The sequence below is a fragment of the Nocardia sp. NPDC003345 genome (assembly GCF_053589395.1).
The window spans coordinates 1-19467 of record NZ_JBSFRU010000092.1 but is presented as its reverse complement, the minus strand read 5'-3'; the positions used below and the strand labels follow the sequence as shown (position 1 = coordinate 19467).

The 19467-nt window shown below is 67.9% G+C and carries 18 protein-coding genes; 9 read left to right on the top strand and 9 right to left on the bottom strand.

Annotation, left to right across the window (positions count from 1 at the left end; translation table 11 throughout):
• Window positions 1-1032: LLM class F420-dependent oxidoreductase (locus ACWDU1_RS13220; protein ID WP_449998301.1), on the bottom strand; the 1032-nt coding region annotated here is incomplete at its 3' end.
• A 130-nt stretch (window positions 1033-1162) separates the two neighbouring features.
• Between ACWDU1_RS13220 and ACWDU1_RS13215 the strand changes: the two genes are divergently transcribed.
• From ACWDU1_RS13215 to ACWDU1_RS13175, 9 genes are all read left to right on the top strand, one after another.
• The gene (locus ACWDU1_RS13215) at window positions 1163-1822 is read left to right on the top strand and encodes a cyclodeaminase/cyclohydrolase family protein (RefSeq protein WP_449998299.1); all 660 of its coding nucleotides are present in this window, start codon (window positions 1163-1165) and stop codon (window positions 1820-1822) included.
• Between the two features lie 218 nt (window positions 1823-2040).
• On the top strand, window positions 2041-2322 hold the full coding sequence (locus tag ACWDU1_RS13210) for a hypothetical protein (protein ID WP_449998297.1): 282 nt from the start codon (window positions 2041-2043) through the stop codon (window positions 2320-2322).
• Window positions 2323-2603: 281 nt separating this feature from the next.
• Window positions 2604-3749: a glycosyltransferase family 4 protein gene (locus tag ACWDU1_RS13205; RefSeq protein ID WP_449998305.1), complete on the top strand. Its 1146-nt coding sequence runs from the start codon at window positions 2604-2606 to the stop codon at window positions 3747-3749.
• Window positions 3746-5860 (top strand): amylo-alpha-1,6-glucosidase, encoded by a 2115-nt coding sequence (locus ACWDU1_RS13200; protein ID WP_449998296.1) that lies wholly within the window; start codon window positions 3746-3748, stop codon window positions 5858-5860. Before ACWDU1_RS13205 ends, ACWDU1_RS13200 begins: the two co-directional genes overlap by 4 nt.
• A gap of 118 nt (window positions 5861-5978) precedes the next feature.
• Window positions 5979-6731, top strand: coding sequence for a L,D-transpeptidase (locus ACWDU1_RS13195; RefSeq protein ID WP_449998294.1), 753 nt, complete (start codon window positions 5979-5981; stop codon window positions 6729-6731).
• A gap of 69 nt (window positions 6732-6800) precedes the next feature.
• The gene (locus tag ACWDU1_RS13190; protein ID WP_449998292.1) at window positions 6801-7874 is read left to right on the top strand and encodes a hypothetical protein; all 1074 of its coding nucleotides are present in this window, start codon (window positions 6801-6803) and stop codon (window positions 7872-7874) included.
• 68 nt (window positions 7875-7942) lie between these two features.
• Window positions 7943-8935 carry an Acg family FMN-binding oxidoreductase gene (locus ACWDU1_RS13185; RefSeq protein WP_449998291.1) on the top strand — a complete coding sequence of 331 codons (993 nt, stop codon included), beginning with the start codon at window positions 7943-7945 and terminating at the stop codon, window positions 8933-8935.
• A 79-nt stretch (window positions 8936-9014) separates the two neighbouring features.
• A complete protein-coding gene (locus ACWDU1_RS13180) occupies window positions 9015-9926 on the top strand; it encodes an ATP-binding cassette domain-containing protein (RefSeq protein ID WP_449998290.1) in 912 nt (303 codons plus the stop codon).
• The gene (locus ACWDU1_RS13175) at window positions 9923-11545 is read left to right on the top strand and encodes an ABC transporter permease (RefSeq protein ID WP_449998288.1); all 1623 of its coding nucleotides are present in this window, start codon (window positions 9923-9925) and stop codon (window positions 11543-11545) included. Before ACWDU1_RS13180 ends, ACWDU1_RS13175 begins: the two co-directional genes overlap by 4 nt.
• A gap of 39 nt (window positions 11546-11584) precedes the next feature.
• On the opposite strand, the gene ACWDU1_RS13170 is transcribed toward ACWDU1_RS13175, so the two are convergent.
• From ACWDU1_RS13170 to ACWDU1_RS13135, 8 genes are all read right to left on the bottom strand, one after another.
• Window positions 11585-12802, bottom strand: coding sequence for a cytochrome P450 (locus tag ACWDU1_RS13170; protein WP_449998303.1), 1218 nt, complete (start codon window positions 12800-12802; stop codon window positions 11585-11587).
• Window positions 12803-12997: 195 nt separating this feature from the next.
• A complete protein-coding gene (locus ACWDU1_RS13165) occupies window positions 12998-14218 on the bottom strand; it encodes a cytochrome P450 family protein (RefSeq protein ID WP_449998286.1) in 1221 nt (406 codons plus the stop codon).
• Window positions 14219-14229: 11 nt separating this feature from the next.
• A complete protein-coding gene (locus ACWDU1_RS13160) occupies window positions 14230-15498 on the bottom strand; it encodes a cytochrome P450 (RefSeq protein ID WP_449998285.1) in 1269 nt (422 codons plus the stop codon).
• A complete protein-coding gene (locus ACWDU1_RS13155) occupies window positions 15495-16118 on the bottom strand; it encodes a GTP-binding protein (protein ID WP_449998283.1) in 624 nt (207 codons plus the stop codon). Before ACWDU1_RS13155 ends, ACWDU1_RS13160 begins: the two co-directional genes overlap by 4 nt.
• Window positions 16093-16440: a DUF742 domain-containing protein gene (locus ACWDU1_RS13150; protein ID WP_449998281.1), complete on the bottom strand. Its 348-nt coding sequence runs from the start codon at window positions 16438-16440 to the stop codon at window positions 16093-16095. The genes ACWDU1_RS13155 and ACWDU1_RS13150 overlap by 26 nt, the downstream gene beginning before the upstream one ends.
• The gene (locus ACWDU1_RS13145; protein WP_030521402.1) at window positions 16437-16871 is read right to left on the bottom strand and encodes a roadblock/LC7 domain-containing protein; all 435 of its coding nucleotides are present in this window, start codon (window positions 16869-16871) and stop codon (window positions 16437-16439) included. The genes ACWDU1_RS13150 and ACWDU1_RS13145 overlap by 4 nt, the downstream gene beginning before the upstream one ends.
• Entirely contained in the window at window positions 16871-18448 is a 1578-nt protein-coding gene (locus tag ACWDU1_RS13140; RefSeq protein WP_449998279.1) for a sensor histidine kinase, read from the bottom strand. Before ACWDU1_RS13140 ends, ACWDU1_RS13145 begins: the two co-directional genes overlap by 1 nt.
• A gap of 822 nt (window positions 18449-19270) precedes the next feature.
• Window positions 19271-19467 (bottom strand): metal-sulfur cluster assembly factor (locus tag ACWDU1_RS13135; RefSeq protein WP_449998278.1); only part of this gene is annotated, 197 nt, incomplete at its 5' end.

Genomic DNA, 19467 nt, shown 5'->3' with positions numbered 1-19467 from the left:
GATCGCCCGGAACTGCTCGATGAGTTTCACCCGGTCGGCCGGGGTGGCGGCCAGCGGCGCGACATTGAGCACCGTGACGCCCGCTTCGGCGAACGCGGCGACCCGCTCCTTGACGAAGCCGGCCGGCCCGATCAGCGAGATATCGCGGACCAGGGCGTCGGGGACCACCTTGGTGGCCTCGTCCTTCTTCCCGGCCAGGTACAGCTCCTGGATGCGGTCCGCCTCGGCGCCGTAGCCGTACCGGGTGGCCAGGGTGTGGTAGAAGTTCTTGCCTTTGGCCCCCATACCGCCGATGTAGAGCGCCAGCATCGGTTTGACGAATTCCAGCAGCGGTTCCACGTCCTCACCGATGGCCAGCGCCGGGCCGGCGTAGACGTCGAGCGGGCCCAGCGCGGGATCACGCCGCTGCTGCCCGGCCCGCAGCGCCTCACCGAACACCTCGTCGGCGCGTTCGGGCAGGAAGAAGATCGGCTGCCAGCCCTCGGCGATCTCGGCAGCCAGTTGTACATTCTTCGGGCCCAGCGCGGCCAGCAGCACCGGAACCCGTTCCCGTACCGGATGATTGATGAGCTTGAGCGGTTTGCCCAGCCCGGTGCCCTCCCCCTCGGGCAGCGGGATCCGGTAGTACTTGCCCTGGTATTCCAGTTTCTCCCGGCGCCAGACCTTCCGGCAGATCTCCACGAGTTCGCGGGTCCGCCCGATGGGCGCGTCGTAGGGCACACCGTGGAAACCTTCGATGACCTGCGGGCCCGACGCGCCCAGTCCGAGAACGAACCGGCCGTCGGAGACGAAGTCCAGCCCCGCGGCGGTCATTGCGGTCAGGGTCGGGGTCCGGGTGTAGAGCTGCATGATTCCCGAGGCCAGCTGCAACCGCGTGGTCTTCGCCGCGAGGTAGCCCAGGGCACTGACCGCGTCGAACGAGTAGGCCTCGGGCACGAACACTACGTCCAGGCCCGCCCGTTCCAAATCGGCCACTTCGGCCGCCGCCTCGGTGAAGCCGCCCGAATAGTTGATACTCAATCCGATCCGCATGCCCTCAACATAATCCCGGCTACGGGGTGGCCCCGCACCGGCCACGCCGGGCGAGGAGGTAGGTTGAGAGCGAAAGCTTCACCGGTAGTCCAGCTAATCTCTGGCAATTATGATCGAGGAAGGCCGAATCGTGTCGCAGCCCACCCAATCGCCACAGCACACCGCCTCCGGTTTCGGCGGTTCGCCCATCGGCGACTACCTGGGCGAACTCGCGGCGAAGGTGCCCGCGCCGGGCGGCGGCGCCGTCGCGGCGCTACACGCGGCGCAGGGCGCGGCACTGGTCGCGATGGTCGCGCGGTACACCACCCGCGCCAAGGATGCCGAGCACCGGCCCGTGATCGACCGGATCATCGACGCGGCGGATATCGCGCGCGACCGGGCCCTGGCCCTGGCCGACGCCGACGCGGCCGCGTTCACCGCGGTCGGCGCCGCCTACAAACTCCCGCGGGAGACCGAAGAAGAAAAGACGCGCCGGGCGGCGGCCATCGAGGACGCTCTGACGGAGGCAGCCCGCGTGCCGGCCGCGGTGGTCGACGAGGCCGACGGGATCCTGATCCTGGCAACCGAATTGCTGCCGATCGGAAATACGAATGTTGTCACCGATATCGGGGCCGCGGGCGCGGCGGCGCGGGCCGCGGCGGTGACCTCCCAGCTCAATATCGAGATCAATCTGGCCTCGCTTCCCATGGAACATGCCGCCGCATTCACCGGGGTGCTGGGCCGGATCGAGGAAATCACCGCCCGCGCGGATTCCCTCCATCAAGAGGTATTACGCGCCGTCCGCGGATGATTCGGATGCACATATCAGCAGGTACGAATTAACCAGTTATATGCCGAACTGCGATTATTCGAGATCGGATGAACAACGGGGCACGCGTAGAATGAGGGTCGTTCCTGATATTCACACTGCTCCACCGCTCGACCCAGGCACAATCGGCTAGACCGGCCGGCGGGGCTCCGGCGGCCGGGCAACTGTTTGCTCCAGCTCGACGAGTGCAGGAGGTAACGGTGAGGATCGGGTACACATCGGCGCCGTCCGCGGCGGAAGCCCACGAACCGGGTATCGATGTCATCACCGAACGCGGAGTCGTATCGAATATCGCCGACTGTTCGGCTGATCCCGGTGCGCTGGCGCCAGGTCAGGCCAGACGCGCCCTCGATATCCATTGGCTCTGTTCTCCCGAATGTCTGGTCCGTAGACGGGCCGCACTCACCACCGCGATAGCCGCACCCCCTGACCGGCCCGCGTCCGGCATTTCGCCGGGCCCGCGGGCCCGGCGCGGCGATTGATTCCCGCACGGCGGGCACCTTCCGCCCTTCGCCCGTGCGTTCTTTCTCTCTGCCGGAGTATTCCGGCGCACTTCCGATAGCACCACAGCTCTCCAGCGAGTGGTTTCTCGATCGGCTCCACCCCTTGGCCGGGCGGCGTCAATCGCACGTTCGCGCGGCCACTAATCGAGGAGGAAGAGTTGAGCACAATATTTACGAATACCGAAGTCGAATCCGATACTCCGGCGCGAAAACCCCGGCACGCCCGGTTCGGCGGAGCCGGACGTAACCACCCCCTCAACATCGTCCTGGTCGCACCGCCGTACTTCGACGTGCCCCCGGCCGGATACGGCGGCGTCGAGGCCGTGGTGGCCGAACTGGCCGATACCCTGGTCGCGCGGGGTCACCGGGTGACGCTGCTGGGCGCCGGAAAGCCCGGTACCGACGCGGAATTCGTACCGGTCTGGGAGACCATCCAGGCCGACCGGCTGGGCGACCCGTTCCCGGAGATCGTCAACGCGCTGAAAGTGCGGCGCATGGTCGAGAAGCTGGCCCGCTCCCGCCATATCGACATCATCCACGACCACACTTTCGCCGGCCCGCTCAATGCCCCGGCCTACGAGAACCTGGGCATCCCGACCGCGGTCACCGTGCACGGGCCGGTCGACAACGATATGTGGGAGTACTACGGGGCGCTCGACGAGCACACCCGCCTGGTCGCGATCAGCGACCGCCAGCGCGAACTCGCCCCGAGCTTCAACTGGATCGGCCGCGTGCACAACGCGCTGCGCCCCAGCGAATGGCCGTTCCGCACCGAGAAGCAGGACTACGCGCTGTTCCTCGGCCGGTACGCCTCCTACAAGGGTCCGCAGCTCGCACTGCGCGCCGCCCACGAAGCCGGTATCAAATTGATCCTGGCCGGTAAATGCAACGAGCCGCCGGAGAAGGCCTTCTTCGCGCAGGAGATCCAGCCCCTGCTCACCGATACCGACCACGTCTTCGGGGAAGCGGACGCGGTGGCGAAACGGGAACTGCTCGCGGGCGCGCGCTGCCTGCTCTTCCCGATCCAGTGGGAGGAGCCGTTCGGCATCGTGATGATCGAGGCCATGGCCTGCGGCACCCCGGTGGTGGCGCTGCGCGGTGGCGCGGTCGAGGAGGTCGTCGAAGACGGTGTCACCGGCATCATCTGCGATCATCCCGACGAACTGCCGGCCGCCATCGCCCGGGCGAGCGAACTCGATCCGCACGCCTGCCGTCGGCGTGTCGAGGATTATTTCGGCGTGGATGGGCTCGGCGCCGGGTACGAGGCCGCCTATTACCGCATACTCGATGCGTGGGACGAGTCCCACAGCAGGGGCCAGGTATCGACCGCAGCCGGCCTCCGCCGCGCCGCGGTACCCGCGATCCGCAGCGACGCCGGCACGACACCGGTATGGAGCAGGGCATGAGCGTACCGCCGCCGAGAATTCTCAACTCCGGCCAGCCCGCCGCCGTCAACGGCGGCGGCGGGACGGTCACCCTGGTCGAGGCGAGCACTTTCTGCTTGTCCGACCCCCTCGGCGATATTCATTCCGGCACTTCGCAGGGACTGTTCTATCGCGATTCCCGGGTGATCTCGCGCTGGGAACTGCGCTTGGACGGCCAGCCCGCCGAACATCTCACGGTGCTCACGCCGGAGGCGTTCAAGGGCCGGTTCATCCTGCGTAAACCGCCGCGGGCCGGCGTCGCGGACAGCACCGTGCTGGTGGTGCGGCGCCGCCTCATCGGTAACGGCCTCAAGGAGGCCATCACCGTGCACAACCTCGGTCACGAGGACACGGCGATGACCGTCACCCTGTTCGTCGACTCCGATTTCGCGGATCTGTTCGCGGTCAAGGAAGGCCGCAACCACGGCGGCGGTGCCGAGCACAACGCCGTGGACGGCGATCTGCATCTGACCGATCACAACGAACCCGGCCGCGGCCTGACCATCAGCGCCACGGCCGGGGCGGTGATGCTGCCGGGCACCATCACCTGGCAGGTGGTGGTGCCGGCGCGCGGTCGCTGGGATACCGAGATACTGGCCCAGCCGGTGCTCTCGCACCGGCGGGTCCAGATGGCGTTCGGCGACGACGAGGACAGCCCGATCAGCCGGCTCAAGGCCTGGCGGGCCACCGCCACCGATCTCACCGCCACCGATCCGGCGCTCTCGGAGATACTGCAGCGCACCGAGAGTGATCTGGGCGCGTTGCGTATCGACGGCAGCGTCGACGGCGCGCCCGCCTATGTGGCGGCCGGGGCGCCGTGGTTCATGGCGCTGTTCGGCCGCGACAGTCTGCTCACCTCCTGGATGGCGCTGCCGCTGGATTCCGCGCTGGCCGTCGGTACTCTGCGCCGGCTGGCGGATCTGCAGGGCACCAGGGTCAACCCGATCACCGAGGAGGAGCCGGGCCGCATCATGCACGAGATGCGGCACGGCCCGGCCAGTGGCCAGGTCCTCGGCGGCACCGTGTACTACGGGTCGGTCGACGCGACCCCGCTGTTCGTCATGCTGCTGGCCGAATGCTGGCGCTGGGGCGCCGGGGACGCGGTGGTCCGGGAACTGCTCCCGGCCGCGGACGCGGCACTGGCCTGGATCGACGAATACGGCGACGCCGACGGCGACGGATTCGTCGAGTACCGCCGGAAAACCGACCGGGGGCTGGCCAACCAGGGCTGGAAGGACAGTTTCGACTCCATCAACGACGTCACCGGCCATCTGGCCGAACCCTCGATCGCGCTGTGCGAGGTGCAGGGCTACGTGTACGCGGCCCGCCTGGCCCGGGCCCAGCTGGCCGAGCACTTCGGCGACGCCGGCACCGCCGCGCGGCTGCGCGAACAGGCCGAGACCCTCAAGGCCCGGTTCGACGAGGCGTTCTGGGTGGAGAAGAACGGCTGGTACGCGGTGGCGCTGGACGGCCAGAAGAACCAGGTGGACGCACTGACCAGTAATGCCGCCCAGTGTCTGTGGACCGGGATCGTCTCCGACGAACGGGCCGCGGAACTGATCGAACGTCTCGCCGACGTCGCGATGGACAGCGGTTTCGGTCTCCGGACCCTGGCCGCCACGATGGGCGCGTTCAACCCCATGAGCTATCACAACGGGTCGATCTGGCCGCACGACACCGCCATCGCGGTCGCGGGGCTGCTGCGGTATCGCCATATCCCGGGCGCGAGCGAACTGGCCGAGCGGCTCACCACCGGTCTGCTCGACGCCGCCGGCGAATTCGGTGGCCGGCTGCCCGAGCTCTTCTGCGGGTTCGCCCGCACCGAGTTCCGGTCCCCGGTGCCCTACCCGACCTCCTGCTCTCCGCAGGCATGGGCCAGTGCGGCGCCGCTGCTGCTGGTGCGCTCGTTCCTGGGTCTGTCGCCCTGCGCGCCGCACCGTGTCCTGCGGGTGACCCCGCAACTACCGCGGGAGTGGGGCAAGGTGGGCCTCACCGATCTGCGGCTGGGCCCGGCGACGGTCAGCATCCACGCGGAGGGGTCGACCATGCACGTCCACGGCCTGCCCGACGATTGGAAACTCGTCACCGAATAGCAACCCCCGGTGTGTCAACATCGCAAAGCGGTGCCGGGACGATATCTTGGGTGGTTGAGTTGATCATGGCCCCTTAGGATGGACGTCTGTCCACCAGTCGTCCGTAAGGGGTGGAACCATGAATACTGTTGCCCGGCATCTGTTTCTGGCGATCGCGATCGCCCTCTCACTGGTGGTCGTCCCCGCCGGGGCGAACGCGATGACGATCGGGGATTCCCGCTCCGCGCCTGTCGCCGCCGTAACGCCCGCCCAGGGCGCGGTGGTCGGTATCGCCCATCCCGTTACCGTCCGGTTCTCCGCCGCCGTCACCGACCGGGAGCGCGCCGAGCGCTCGCTCTCGGTCACCGCCGGCGATCCGCTGCCCGGTACCTACTCCTGGCGGGGAGACCGCGAGCTGAGCTGGACTCCCACCGGTTTCCTACCGGCGAACACCACCTTCACGGTGAACTTCGGCGAGCGCCGTACGCAGTTCCAGACCAACGGCGGCGTGATCGCCGACGCGAATATGTCCACGCATACGTTCACGGTCAGTATGGGTGGACAGGTGGTGCGCACCATGCCGGCCTCGATGGGTAAGCCCGGCTGGGAGACCCCCGTCGGTACCTTCCCGGTGCTGGAGAAGTTCCGCAACATCATCTTCGATTCGCGCACCATCGGTATCCCCCTGGATTCCGCGGAGGGATATCTGATCGACGGCGAATGGGCCGAACGGCTCACCTGGGGTGGTGTCTTCGTACACTCCGCGCCCTGGTCGGTGGATGCGCAGGGCAATTCGAACGTCAGCCACGGCTGTATAAACCTCGCCCCCGCCGATGCCTCGTGGTACTACGAGAACGTCGGGATCGGCGATCCGGTCACGGTGCACTGGTAAGCCGTTCCATCCGGCCCGCACTGCGTGGTCGTCCGTGATCCACTAGAACGGGTGGAGAACGAGCGCACAGTGAACGACGAAGGGGGCCGCGCCATGGATCGACCGCCGTCGAACCGGGGCGACGGTGCGGACCGGTTTCCCACCGAGCCCGTCCGCCCGCCGCCCGGTGGCCCCCGCCCCGGCGACCCCGATCCACAGTCGTGGCGGCCCGAGCTGTACCTGCCGTCGCACGGTGGGCCCGGTACGGGCGACGAATCGCTGCCCACCGAGCCCATTCCGGTCCTGCGGCCCCCGCACCCGCCGGTCGGCGCGCCCGAGCACTACGAGGGCGATTGGGCGGACTGGGTGGCGCACGGGCATCCGGACGGGCCCGGCGCCGAGTACCCCGCGGAACCCGAGCGGGCACCCGCTCCGGCCGCCGCCGCGTCCGATTCCGGGCCGGCCGGGTACCCGTCGGCCCACGAGCCGCCGGACGGGCCGGGTGGGCCGCGAGAAGACTCCCCGGACGCCGAGCCGGCCACGGCACAGCAGCGGCTGCGGGCCCGGCTGAACGCATCGGACGGCGCCCGTACGGTCCCGGCGGCACGTGCGGATACCGCCTCCTCGCGCGGGGGTATCCGCTGGATACCGGTGTTGCTCGGTATCGCCGGCGTGGGGGCCCTGGCAGCCGCCGCGTACGTCCAGTTCGCGGTCGTCGGCGGTGGTGATCCGCCCGTTCCGGCCACCGCCGCGCCGAGTGTCGCCGTGCCCGGGACCGCGGCGGCCGATCCGCAATGCCCGGCCGGACGCACCGGCAACACCGTGCAGGGCAACGGCCCGGGCGGCGACGCCTCCGGTCCCGACGCGATCTTCGGGTTCCAGCACGCCTACTACGCCGGGCGGTCCGGCGAACAGGCACGGGCCCTGGTCGCACCGGACGCCGCGGTACCGTCCGCCCCCGATATCCAGCGCGGTATCGACAGCATTCCGGCCGGTACCACCTATTGCGTGCAGATCGCCCCCGGCGCCTTCGTCGGCCAATACACCGTGACGGTCACCGAGTACCGTCCCGGTTCGGCGCCCCTGGGCTACAACCCACAACTGGTGACCACGATGCGAATCGGTGACCGGACCCTGATCACGGGTATCGGCCCCATGCCGTGACCGCCACGATTCGGCCCGGATCGCGGATCGAGGTGGTCGGCGGCTCCCACGGGGAGCAGACTCGGAAGATGGACGCCATCGGCACGGCCCGGGTCCCCGACCATCCCACGGTGCAGGCCGCGTTGTCACTGGCCCGCCGCGCCCCCTCGGTCCACAACACCCAGCCCTGGCGGTGGGTCTTCGACGGGCACCGGCTCCAGCTGTACCGGGATACCGGCCGCCGGCTCGCCTCGGCCGATCCTCAGGGCCGCCAGCTCGTCATCAGCTGCGGCGCCATGCTCGACCACGTCCGGACGGCGTTCGCCGCGGCCGGCTGGGATACAGAGCTGACGCGGCTACCGGATACCTCTCCCGACCACCTGGCCGGTATCGAGTTCGCACCCGCCCGCCTCGTATCCGATGATGTGCGCGAGCGTGCGGCCGCCATCGACCGCCGCTACACCGACCGGCTGCCGATGCTGCCGCCCCGGGACTGGGACCGGGTGGCGCCCACTCTCGCCACGACCGCGACCGCGCACGATATCGTGCTGGAGGTACTTGCCGACTCCGCCCGGCTGCGACTGGCGGCCGCGTCGGCGCAATCCGCCGCGCTGCGCGAATACGATCCGCAATACCTCAACGAACTGCACTGGTGGGCGGGTAACGACTCCCCCGCCGACGGCGTGCCGATCTCCGCGCTGGTCTCGGCCGCCGAACTCGCGCAGGTCGGCGTGGGGCGGGCCTTCCCGGCCGCCCCGCCTTCGCTGCGGCGCGGCGAGCTGACCGATGCCTCTCGACTGCTGGTGCTGGGGTCGGCCGCCGACAGTCCCCCGGATTGGCTGCGTACCGGTGAGGCCCTGTCCGCGGTGCTGCTGGCCTGTACGGCGGCCGGGCTGGCGACGTGTCCGCTCACCCATATCACCGAGGTTCCGGTGAGCCGGCGCACCATCACCAACCTGCTGACCGTGCCGGCGCTGCCGCAGGTGGTGATCCGGGTGGGCACCGCCCCCACCTCGTCCGCGCAGCCGCCGACGCCACGCCGCCCGGTCGGCGATTTCCTGGATCTGCACCGCGAACGCTGACCACGACGATTTCCGGTGCCGGACGCGGTCCGGCGCGGGAACGGCCCCGGACCCGGTGGAATCGGATTACTGTTCCCCCATGAGTGCCGCGATCGATATCTCCGGTCTGGTCAAGACATTCGGGCGCACCCGCGCCCTGGACGGGCTCGACCTCCAGGTCGCCGCCGGTGAGGTGCACGGTTTCCTCGGTCCGAACGGCGCCGGTAAGTCCACCGCCATCCGGGTGGTGCTGGGGCTGTTGCGGGCCGACGCCGGCACGGTCCGGTTACTCGGCGGTGATCCGTGGTCCGATACCGCCGAGTTGCATCGCCGGCTCGCCTATGTGCCCGGCGATGTCGGTCTCTGGCCCGGACTCACCGGCGGGGAGGTGATCGATCTGCTCGGGCGGTTACGCGGCGGCCTGAACGAGACCAGGCGCGCCGATCTGCTGGACCGTTTCGATCTCGATCCGACGAAGAAGGGCCGCACCTACTCCAAGGGCAACCGGCAGAAGGTCGCGCTGGTGGCGGCGCTGGCCTCCGATGTGGAACTGCTGCTGTTCGATGAGCCCACCTCCGGCCTGGATCCGCTGATGGAGGCGGTTTTCCAGGAATGCGTGGAGGAGATGCGCCGCGACGGCCGGACGGTCCTGCTGTCCAGCCATATCCTCGCGCAGGTGGAAGCACTGTGCGACCGCCTGACCATCATCCGGCACGGGCGCGCGGTGGAAACCGGGACCCTGACCGATCTGCGCCACCTCACCCGCACCTCCATCGATGCCGATACCCGGCGCCCGGCGACGGGTATGGACGAACTGCGGGGTGTCCACGATCTCGTGGCCGACGGCACCCGGGTCCGCTTCCAGGTCGACACCGTCGATCTGGGCGCGGCGATCGAGCATCTCACCTCCTTCGGGATCCGGACCCTGACCAGCCGCCCGCCGACCCTCGAGGAATTGTTCCTGCGGCACTACGGCGACGAGCTCGCGGCGGCGGGGGTGCCGGAATCGTGACCACGCTGCGAACGCGAACCCCGCGCGGCCGGTTCGCCGGCACCTGCACCGGCACCGCCACTCTCACGCGGTTCGCGCTGCGCCGCGAACGTCTGCCGCTGGTGGCGTGGATCGTGGGCGGCACCATGATCTATTGGTCGCAGGCGGTGGCACTCGACGCGGCCTATCCGGAACAGGCGGATCTGGACGCGCTCGCCCGCAGTATGTCCGGCAACGCCGCGATGATCGCGATGGCGGGTCCGCCCCGGGTGCTCGACACCGTCGCCGGCCAGGTCGCGTTCCAGTCCAGCGCGTTCGGCATGGTGGTGGCCGGGCTGATGAGCATGTTCCTCATCGGCCGGCACACCCGCGCGAACGAGGAATCCGGCCGCGACGAACTCATCCGGTCGGCGGTGGTCGGCCGGTACGCACCCTCGATGGCGGCGTCCGTGGTCACGGTGACCGCGAATATCCTGCTGGGCCTGGCCATCGCGGCGAGCCTGATCGGGTACGGGCTGCCCGCGGCCGGGTCGATCGCGCTCGGTGTGGGGGCCGCCTGCGCGGGTCTCGTATTCGGCGCGATCGCGTTACTGGCCGCCCAGATCACCGCGGGCACCCGGAGTTGTTACGCGATCACCGGCGCCGCACTGGCCGTGTCCTATCTGCTGCGCGCGGTCGGCGATGTCGGCAACGGCGTGCTGTCGTGGCTGTCTCCGCTGGGGTGGGGACAGGCCATGCGGCCCTACGACCACGAGATCTGGTGGCCCGCCCTGTTGTCCCTGATGGTGGCCGCGGCGATCGGAGTGATCGCGGCTCAGGTCCTGGACCGCCGGGATTTCGGCGCGGGATTGCTGCCCCCGCGGCCGGGCCCCGCACGCGCCGCCGAATCCTTGCACGGCGTCTTCGGATTGGCGTGGCGGCTGCAGCGGGGCCTGCTGATCGGATGGGCGACCGGGATGTTCTTCGGTGGCCTGGCCTTCGGCACCATCGGTGACGATGTCGAGGATCTACTCGGCGATATCGACCTGAATCAGGTTCTCGGCCAGAACATGGGCAGCATGGTCGACGCGTTCTACGCGATGGCCGTGGCGATCCTGGCGATCATCGCCGCCGCCTATACGATCTCCGCGGGTCTGCGCCCGCGGGCCGAGGAATCGGCCGGGCACGCCGAACCGTTGCTGTCCACCCGGCTGTCGCGGCTACGCTGGCTGGCCGGGCACGCGGTGATCATGCTGGCCGGGTCGGCCGTGGTGGTCGCGCTGAGCGGCTTCGGGATGGGTATCACCTACGGGTTGATCACCGGCGACCTCTCGCAGCTGATCACCCTCACCGGGGCCGCCCTGGCCTACCTGCCGGCGGTGTGGGTCCTCGGCGGTGTGACACTGTTCCTGTTCGGTGTCGCGCCGCAGATCACCACGGCGGCATGGCTCGCCATGGCCTTCTGCGTCGTGGTTCTCATGTTCGGCGCGACACTGAAGTTCCCCGGTTGGCTGATGAGCCTGTCGCCTTTCGACAATATTCCGCTGGTGCCCGCGCAATCCTTCGACGCCGTTGCGGTACTCGTCACCGCGGGTGTGGCGCTACTGCTCTGCGCCGCCGGCGCGTTCGGTTTCCGCCGCCGCGATCTACAGACCAACTGAGGCCCCTACCGGACAGCGCCGGGAATACGCCGCGCGGTATCAGCGCCCGCTGTGAATGGGTCCGCTCTCGGGGAAGGTCACCGGCAGCGATACCAGTGCCCGATGGAAGGGACCCGGCCGCCAGCGCAGCTCCGAGCTGGGCACCGCCAGCACCATTTCCGGTATCGCGTCCAGCAACTGGTCGAGGGCGTGCTGCACGATCAACAGCGCGACCGGGCGAGCCGGACAGCCGTGCGGGCCGATACCGAAGGCCAGATGGGAGCGGTTGTCGGTCAGGCCGCCGGATTTGATGGCGGGATCGGTGTTGCAGGCAGCCATGCCGATCACGACGGGCTGATGCGCCGGCAACCAGATCCCGTCGATCAAGATCGGCTGGCGCGGATAGCTGATGCAGTAGTTCGCCAGCGGCGGATCGCTGAACAGCACCTCGTCGAGCGCGTCCCGCGTGGACAGGCTGCCGTCGAGTACCGTGGCCGCGAATCGCTCGTCGGTGAGCATATGCAGCAGCGTGTTGGCGATCAGGTTCTGTGGCGGTTCGGTACCCGCGCCGTAGAGCAGCGCCAGCTGCTGCCGGGTCTCCTCATCGGTGAGCTGGGCGTGGTGGCGGACCAGCCGGGTGGTGATATCGGAGCCCGGCTGCACCCGTTTGAGGCGGGCCAGTTCGAGCAGAGCATCGGCCTGGGCCACGTTCCCCTCGGCGGCACCGACCGTATCGAACATGGCGGCCAGCCCGCGGGCCGCCCGATGACCCAATTCGGGCGGGCAGCCGAGCATGGAGTTGAGTACGGCGAAGATGAGCGGGGCGGCGTACTGGCCCACCACATCGCAGTAGCCGTCGGCGCAGAAAGAATTGATGAGCGTGATCGAGATCTCGTCGATCACGGAATGCAGTTCGTGCATATCGACCCCGTCGATGGCCGCCACCGCCGCCGACCGGTAGCGCAGCCGGTCGTTACCCACGGTACGCAGCGGATTGGGGCGGTATTCCATCATCGGCAGCACCGGGCAGTCGTCGGGTATACCGCGCTGCCACATACGTGGATCGGCGGGGAAATGCTCCGGATCGTTGAGGATACGGAGGGCGGTGTGGTACCCGATCACCAGGGTCGCCGGTACTCCGGGAGAGAGTTCCACGGGTGCCAGTGAACCGAACCGGCTCCGCATATCGCGGTACACCCGGTGCGGATCGGCCGCGAAATCCTCTGTGTACAGCGGGATGCGCGGACCCGACGCGTCCACCGGCGAGCCGTGGACCATCACACGCTGATCGGGCAGTTCGAGTTGGGCAGGTTGCGCTGTGGTCAAGACATCACACTCCGAGGTTCGTATGAATCGGCGAATAGTGCGTTCTCGCAGACTTATCCGCCGACCCATACATCCCGCTCAGCGACGTCCGCGACGAGCCATCAGCAATGAAGTTGTAGTAGACCGGAATTCCCCAGCGTACCGGGTTCAGCCCAGGTACACAGGCAATTCCTGGTGACCGTTGGACACGAAACTCACCACCGGCCGCAGTTCGCTCACCTCGACCGCCAGCCGCATATCCGGGAACCGCCGGAACAGGGCGGGCAGGGCGATCTCGCCCTCCATCCGCGCCAGCGGGGCGCCGATGCAGTGGTGCGCGCCGTGGCCGAAGGAGATGTGATCCTTGTTCGAGCGGGTGATATCGAAGCTGTCGGTGGTCGGCCCGTGCACCTTCGGATCCCGGCCCGCGGCGGCGTAGGAGGCCAGGATCGCCTCGCCCTTGCCGATGCGCGGGCCACCCGGGATATCGATGTCCTCGACCGCGTACCGCAGGGGGAGATGCGCGACCGGCGCCTCGTAGCGCAGCGTCTCCTCCACCACCTCCGACCAGCTCACCTGGCCCGCCAGGGCTGCCGATCGCTGCTGCGGATGGGTGAGCAGCGCGACGATCGCCTGATCCAGAAGGTTCACCGTCGTCTCGTGTCCGGCGTTGATGGTCAGCATCAAGGTGTTGACGATCTGCTGGTCGGTCAGCTGCGAACCGTCCTCGTCCCGGTTGGTGATCATCACGCTGGTGATGTCGTCACCCGGGTTCGCCCGGCGGTACTCGACGAGTTCGGAAACCAGGCCGAACATCTCGACATAGTTGGCCTGCGCGGCCGCCTCGTCGATGGTCGTATCGAAATACCGGTCGACGCACACTCGCAGCGGCGCGCCCAGTGATTCCGGGACCCCGAGCAGTTCGGTGATCACCTGGATCGGCACCGGATACGCATACCCCTCCCGCAGATCCACCACCGAGCCGGCGGGCGCCGCGGCCAACGCGTCCAGCAGCTCCGCCACCAGCGCTTCGACCCGGGTACGCAGGGCCGCGGTCCGACGGTGGGTGAACGCGGGCGAGACGAGTTTACGCAGCCGCCGGTGGTCGGGGCCGTAAGCGGTGAACATGTTCTCCACCGCGATCCACGGCAGCAGCGGCCAGTCCTCGGTGATCTCACCGTTGCGGAACGCCGCCCAGTGCTGGCGCGGATCCTTGGACACCCGCGGGTCGGTCAGCAGGCTCTTCAATACCGCCGCATCGGTGACCGACCAGGCCGGCACACCGCCGGGCAACTCCACCAGCGCCACCGGGCCCTGGGCCCGCAACCGTGCCGATTCCCCCTGGGTATCGGCCCCGGCCATATCCAGGACGATGGATTCGCGTTCCAACGAGTATCTCCTTACACAATGTTGAACGGCGGAGAAGGCGGGAATGCGACCGGTAGTGCCGCCAGCGCCCGGTGGAAAGGCCCCGGCCGCCAAGCGAGTTCCTCGACCGGCGTCGCCAGCTCCAATTCCGGCAGCGTATCGAGCAGCAGATCGATCGCGCCCTGGACCACCACGAAGGCCGGCGATTGGGCCGGACAGGCATGCGGCCCGATACTCCACGCCAGATGCGAACGGTTGCCGATGTGGTCGCCGCCGCGGATCACCGGATCGTTGTTGCATGCGGCCAGACTGATCACCACCGGCTGATGGGCCGGCAACCAGGTGTTGTCGACCAGGATCGGCTGCCGGGGATAGGTGGTGCAGAAGTTCGCCATCGGCGGGTCGTTGAACAGCACCTCGTCCAGCGCGTCACGGGTCGACAGACTGCCGCCCAGCATACTGCCGCCGAACCGGTCGTCGGTCATCATCAGCAGCAGGGTGTTGTTGATGAGGTTCTGCTGCGGTTCGACGCCCGCGCCGTAGAAGCTGATCAGATTCGACAGCATCTCCTCGTCGTCGAGTGCGGCCGGATGATGTACCAGCCGTGAGGTGACGTCGTCGCCGGGATCGGAGCGCTTCTGGAAGATGAGCTCCATCAGCGCCTCGCTCAGATGGGTCATCCCCCATTCGGCGTTGACGGTGTCGAAGAGCGCGGCCATACCGTTGGCCACCCGCTCCCCCAGCTCCGGAGTACACCCGACCATCCGGTTGAGCACCTCGAAGACCAGCGGAAACGCATACTGGGTGACCAGGTCGGCTTTGCCGGATTCGCAGAAGGTATTGATCAGCGGGAGCGCGATGCTCTCCACGGTCTGATGTAACTCGTGCAGATCGATCCCGTCGATCGCGTGCACATAGGCCTGGCGGTAGCGCTGATGCAGCTCACCACTGTTACGCAGCGCGTTCGGATACCACTCCATCATCGGCCTGACCGGTGAGTCGGCCGGAATGCTGGTCTGCCAGGTGCGAGGATCGGCCGGGAAACGATCCGGATCGTTGAGGATCCGGACGGCCGCGTCGTAACCGATCACCAGCGTCGCGGGGACTTCCGGGGCCAGATCGATCGGGACCAGCGAACCGTAGCGGCTGCGCATCGCGGCGTAGGCACGATGCGGATCATCGGCGAATTCCTCGGAGAACAGACTGAAACGCGGGCCGACGCCTCCGGTGGGTTCCCCGACCACCGGACAGCCGGCGAATGGGGGTTGTTGCTGCGGAACCGGAGAGAACTGCGTGGTCAAAGACGAGACTCCAATCGGTGGAACAAGTATTCGACGAGCGTGATCAGCGACTGTATGCAGGTACGCCGGTCACGCGCGTCGAGCGCGATGAGTGGAGTGTCATCGGTGAGGTCCAGGGCTTCCCGGACCTCCGACAGCGGGTAGCGATTCGATCCTTCGAACTCGTTGACTCCGACCGCATAGGGCACACCACGCTCCTCCAGCGTAGCGAGCACCTCGTCGGCCTTTTCGATGCGGCGGGTATCGACCAGCACGAGGGCGCCCAGGGCACCCTTGGCCAGTTCTTCCCAGAGCGGGATGAACCGCTGCTGGCCAGGAGTCCCGAAGAGGTACAGCGCCAGTTCCGGATTCAGGGTGATACGACCGAAATCCATCGCCACCGTGGTCGTCGTCTTCGATCCCAGACCGCCCAGATCGTCGATACCGACACTGGCCTCGGTGATGGTTTCCTCGGTGCGTAAGGGTTTGATCTCGGAAACACTGCTCACGAAGGTGGTCTTGCCGACGCCGAAATTACCGGCCACCAGCAATTTCACCGATCGGGTCACCGTCTCCGGCACATAGTCGACCGCGCGACCGTAATCCGCGGACCGATCAGGCCGGGAGAGCACGGAGCCCATTGAGTACCTCCTCGAGCAGGGCGATCTCCGGCATTATCTCCGCCGGGGTCGGGATATTGAGGTGTCCGCTGTCCAGCAGATCGGAGACGACGATCGTCACCACCGAGGGCGGGAGATCGAGATACGCCGCGACCTCGGCGATGGACAGGGCACCCCGGGCGCAGACGTCGATCACCCGGCGCGCGTCCGGGGTGGCGCCCGGTGCCGGGTCGCCGAGGGCGACGACCAGGGTCACCAGGCCCAGATCGCGAGTCGGACGCGAGCGCCCGCCGGTCCGCACATACGCGCGGACCAGGTCTGGATCACGCCGCGACCGGCTCATTGCAGATCGCCGCCGTGCGCGCCTCTGCGGGGCTCGCTACCGAGCTCGTGGCCCACCCGGCCCGCCAGCTCGTTCATCCGGTGCGCGATGAGACCCACATCGATATCGGTCATGGTCGCGACCCCCAGCAGCGCACCCTCGCCGGCGGCGGTGATCATGATCATGCCCTGGTCGTATTCGGTCATGTTCTGCCGCACATCGTTTCCGTTGCTGCCGCAGAATTCGCCGAGCGCCTTTCCGAGCGAGCGCAGGCCCGAGGCCGCGGCCGCGAACCGCTCGGCATCGTCTTTCGCGATACCCGCCGAGTGCGCGATGCGCAGCCCGTCCTCGGACAACAGGACGGCGAATCGGACGCCGGGAACCTCGAGATCGTCCAGTAACCAGCCCAGTTTATTGGTGCTGTCTGATACCACTGTCCTCGGTGAACCCATCAGGATGTCATCCCTTCGGTGTTTTCGGATGCGGCGGCACGGCCGCTCTTGGAGCCGCTCTGCCAGGCGGCGGCGATATCGGGACGGGCCTGGCCCGGTTCTGTCCTGGACGGATCGGCCACGCGATCATTGATATCCGCGGGTACCGTCGCCGCGCGCCGCCGGCGTCTGGGCAGGCCACCACTGGTGATGTCGTGGACCGTGGTCCGCTGCTCGTCCTCGTACCGGTCGCCGGAAGCCGTTGCGGGCGATAACCGGTCGCTCGAGGTCGTGGCCTCGGTCTCCGCCGGAGGCGCGGCATGGGCTCCGGTGGTGACGGCGGCGTGGGCGCCGCCGGCCGAGGGGGCCGAACCGGCCAGTGCGTTTCCGGTACCGGCGGATACCGAGGAGGCCTGGCCGCCGGGTACCGCGGCGAGTTCCCGCGGAGTCTGTCCACCATTGGGCAAAACGTCGTTCTCCTGGTTGGTCTTGGGAGCGACCAGCAGGGCCTCCGGAATGTAGACCATGGCACGCATACCGCCGTAGGCGTTGGGGCCGTCGATGTAGACGGTGAACCCGTAGCGGCGGGCGAGTGCGGCGATACCGGGGAAGCCGACCTTCGGGGCGGGGCCGAGCTGGTGGATGTCGACCGAGCGTTCGTTGGCGAGGACCTGGCGCGCCTCCTCCATCTGCTCGGCGTTCATGCGCACGCCGGCGTCGTCGACGATCACGGTCACCCCGTGATGACCTTCCTGGAACGTGACATCGACGAACGAGGTCGGCGGCGAGTAGCGCAGCGCGTTGTCGATGAGTGAGGCCAGGGTGTGTACAAGCGGTTCCACCGCACGACTGATGACGATGCGGTCGAGCTGGGAGGGCCGGACGCGAAGGTAGTCGCGGACACGGCCGGTCGCGCCGCCGACCACGTCGGTCAGCGACTGGGCGGGCCACCGGCGGCCGGGGAGGCCACCGCAGACGATCACGTAGGACTGCGCCTGCCGGATCATCTGCTGCACGGTGTGATCGATGCGGATGAGCGTTTCGTAGACCCGGTCGTCGCGATGCTCACGCAGCGCGGAACTCACGACCTGGCTGACGTCGGCGCCCAGGCTCACCACCGAGGTACCGAACGATCGCACCGCGGCGCTGGTCGCCTCACGCGACAGCGTCTCGGCCCGTTCCTTACCGGATTCGGCTTCGTCCCGGACCGCTCGCTCCGCGCCGGCCACGGCGGTGCGAAGCTGTTCCTCGGTATCCCGGGTGACGGTTTCGCGGGTCTCGTTCTGAACGGTACGCAGATCTTCGGCGACCCGGTCGATGATCCAGCGCAGGCATTGGGCGAAGCGCGAGTTCTCCAGGCCCGGGGGGACTTCGGGGCCGGCGGTGGCCTGCTCGAACCGGCGCACGGACTCCGACAGCGCCGGTAGCGTACTGGCGGCGAGATGCTCCAGCGCATCTTCGCGGACTGCCAGCTCCCGCTCCAGCACGGTGAGTCGCTTCTGTTGTTCGCGCACGGCCCGAACGGCGTACCACGCCACGCCGAGCACCAATATGGGGGCGAGTATCCAGGGAAGCAGCACGGCGGTATTCAGATTCATCAGCTTTCTCGTCGTTGACGGGGCTCGAGGTGCGCCACGCGGTGCCGTGGCAGGCCACGGCGCTTCGTCTCGCCTTCCTCGCGACGCCGACCATGTTCGCCCCTGGCCGGATGAGGTTCCGTGCCGGGTACCTCGGCTACGGTCGGTGACATATCCCTTGGTTACTTTCGACTACTCGAAAGTAACCAAGGGACAAGTCATTCGGCCGATCGCTGCCCATCGGAGCGCGTCCTCCGACGGCCCGGAACCCGACGACTCGATCACAGTAGCAGCATTGTCGTGAACTCTCTCAATAACGGCGGATAATCGATTGTCACCGATCCGTGATAGGTCCACGACCTCGCGGAATGCGGAAAGGCATTGCGACGGTGAAGATCACGTCCGCCGCACCCGGCTCCGCGTGCACATGCATCCGGCGGTGCCGCACCCCACACCTCGGGCGCATCACCTATCACCAGCGGCGGAGCGCCGAAAACAGACCGTTTGGTCGGCGATTGGCGGCGGACCGGAAAAATTGATATTTAGAAGGGTCGAATGCCGTTGCGCCCGCCCACCTTACCGGAGCCGTCCGTCCCCGAAATCCAACAATGGGGACATATGAACACGTTCCCGCTGCCGAGAAACCCGAATATCCGGGTAATCCCGCGAAGCACCGTGATTACCGGCGGGAAATACGACCGTTTCACCGTACGGCGCCGCCGGTGCATACCTCCGGACCGGATACCGCAGGCCACCCGGACCAATTCGGGTATAGACCAAAAAGCGACGGCGACCAGGTGGTCGCCGTCGCGAATTCGGAGTCGCGGCCCGCCGGGCCGGCCCTCAGACCGTGAAACCCAGGGCCCGCAATTGTTCCCGGCCGTCCTCGGTGATCTTGTCCGGGCCCCACGGCGGCATCCAGACCCAGTTGATCTTCAGATCGTCGACCAGGCCGCTGCGCACCAGGGCGTTGCGCGACTGATCCTCGATCACATCGGTCAACGGGCAGGCCGCCGAGGTCAGGGTCATATCCAGGACCG

Coding starts and splice junctions, on each gene's coding strand:
- ACWDU1_RS13200 (WP_449998296.1), top strand. CDS start 3,746: ATGAGCGTACCGCCGCCGAGAATTCTCAACTCCGGCCAGCCCGCCGCC.
- ACWDU1_RS13195 (WP_449998294.1), top strand. CDS start 5,979: ATGAATACTGTTGCCCGGCATCTGTTTCTGGCGATCGCGATCGCCCTC.
- ACWDU1_RS13185 (WP_449998291.1), top strand. CDS start 7,943: ATGGACGCCATCGGCACGGCCCGGGTCCCCGACCATCCCACGGTGCAG.
- ACWDU1_RS13180 (WP_449998290.1), top strand. CDS start 9,015: ATGAGTGCCGCGATCGATATCTCCGGTCTGGTCAAGACATTCGGGCGC.
- ACWDU1_RS13170 (WP_449998303.1), bottom strand. CDS start 12,802: ATGGTCCACGGCTCGCCGGTGGACGCGTCGGGTCCGCGCATCCCGCTG.
- ACWDU1_RS13155 (WP_449998283.1), bottom strand. CDS start 16,118: ATGGGCTCCGTGCTCTCCCGGCCTGATCGGTCCGCGGATTACGGTCGC.
- ACWDU1_RS13150 (WP_449998281.1), bottom strand. CDS start 16,440: ATGAGCCGGTCGCGGCGTGATCCAGACCTGGTCCGCGCGTATGTGCGG.
- ACWDU1_RS13145 (WP_030521402.1), bottom strand. CDS start 16,871: ATGGGTTCACCGAGGACAGTGGTATCAGACAGCACCAATAAACTGGGC.
- ACWDU1_RS13140 (WP_449998279.1), bottom strand. CDS start 18,448: ATGAATCTGAATACCGCCGTGCTGCTTCCCTGGATACTCGCCCCCATA.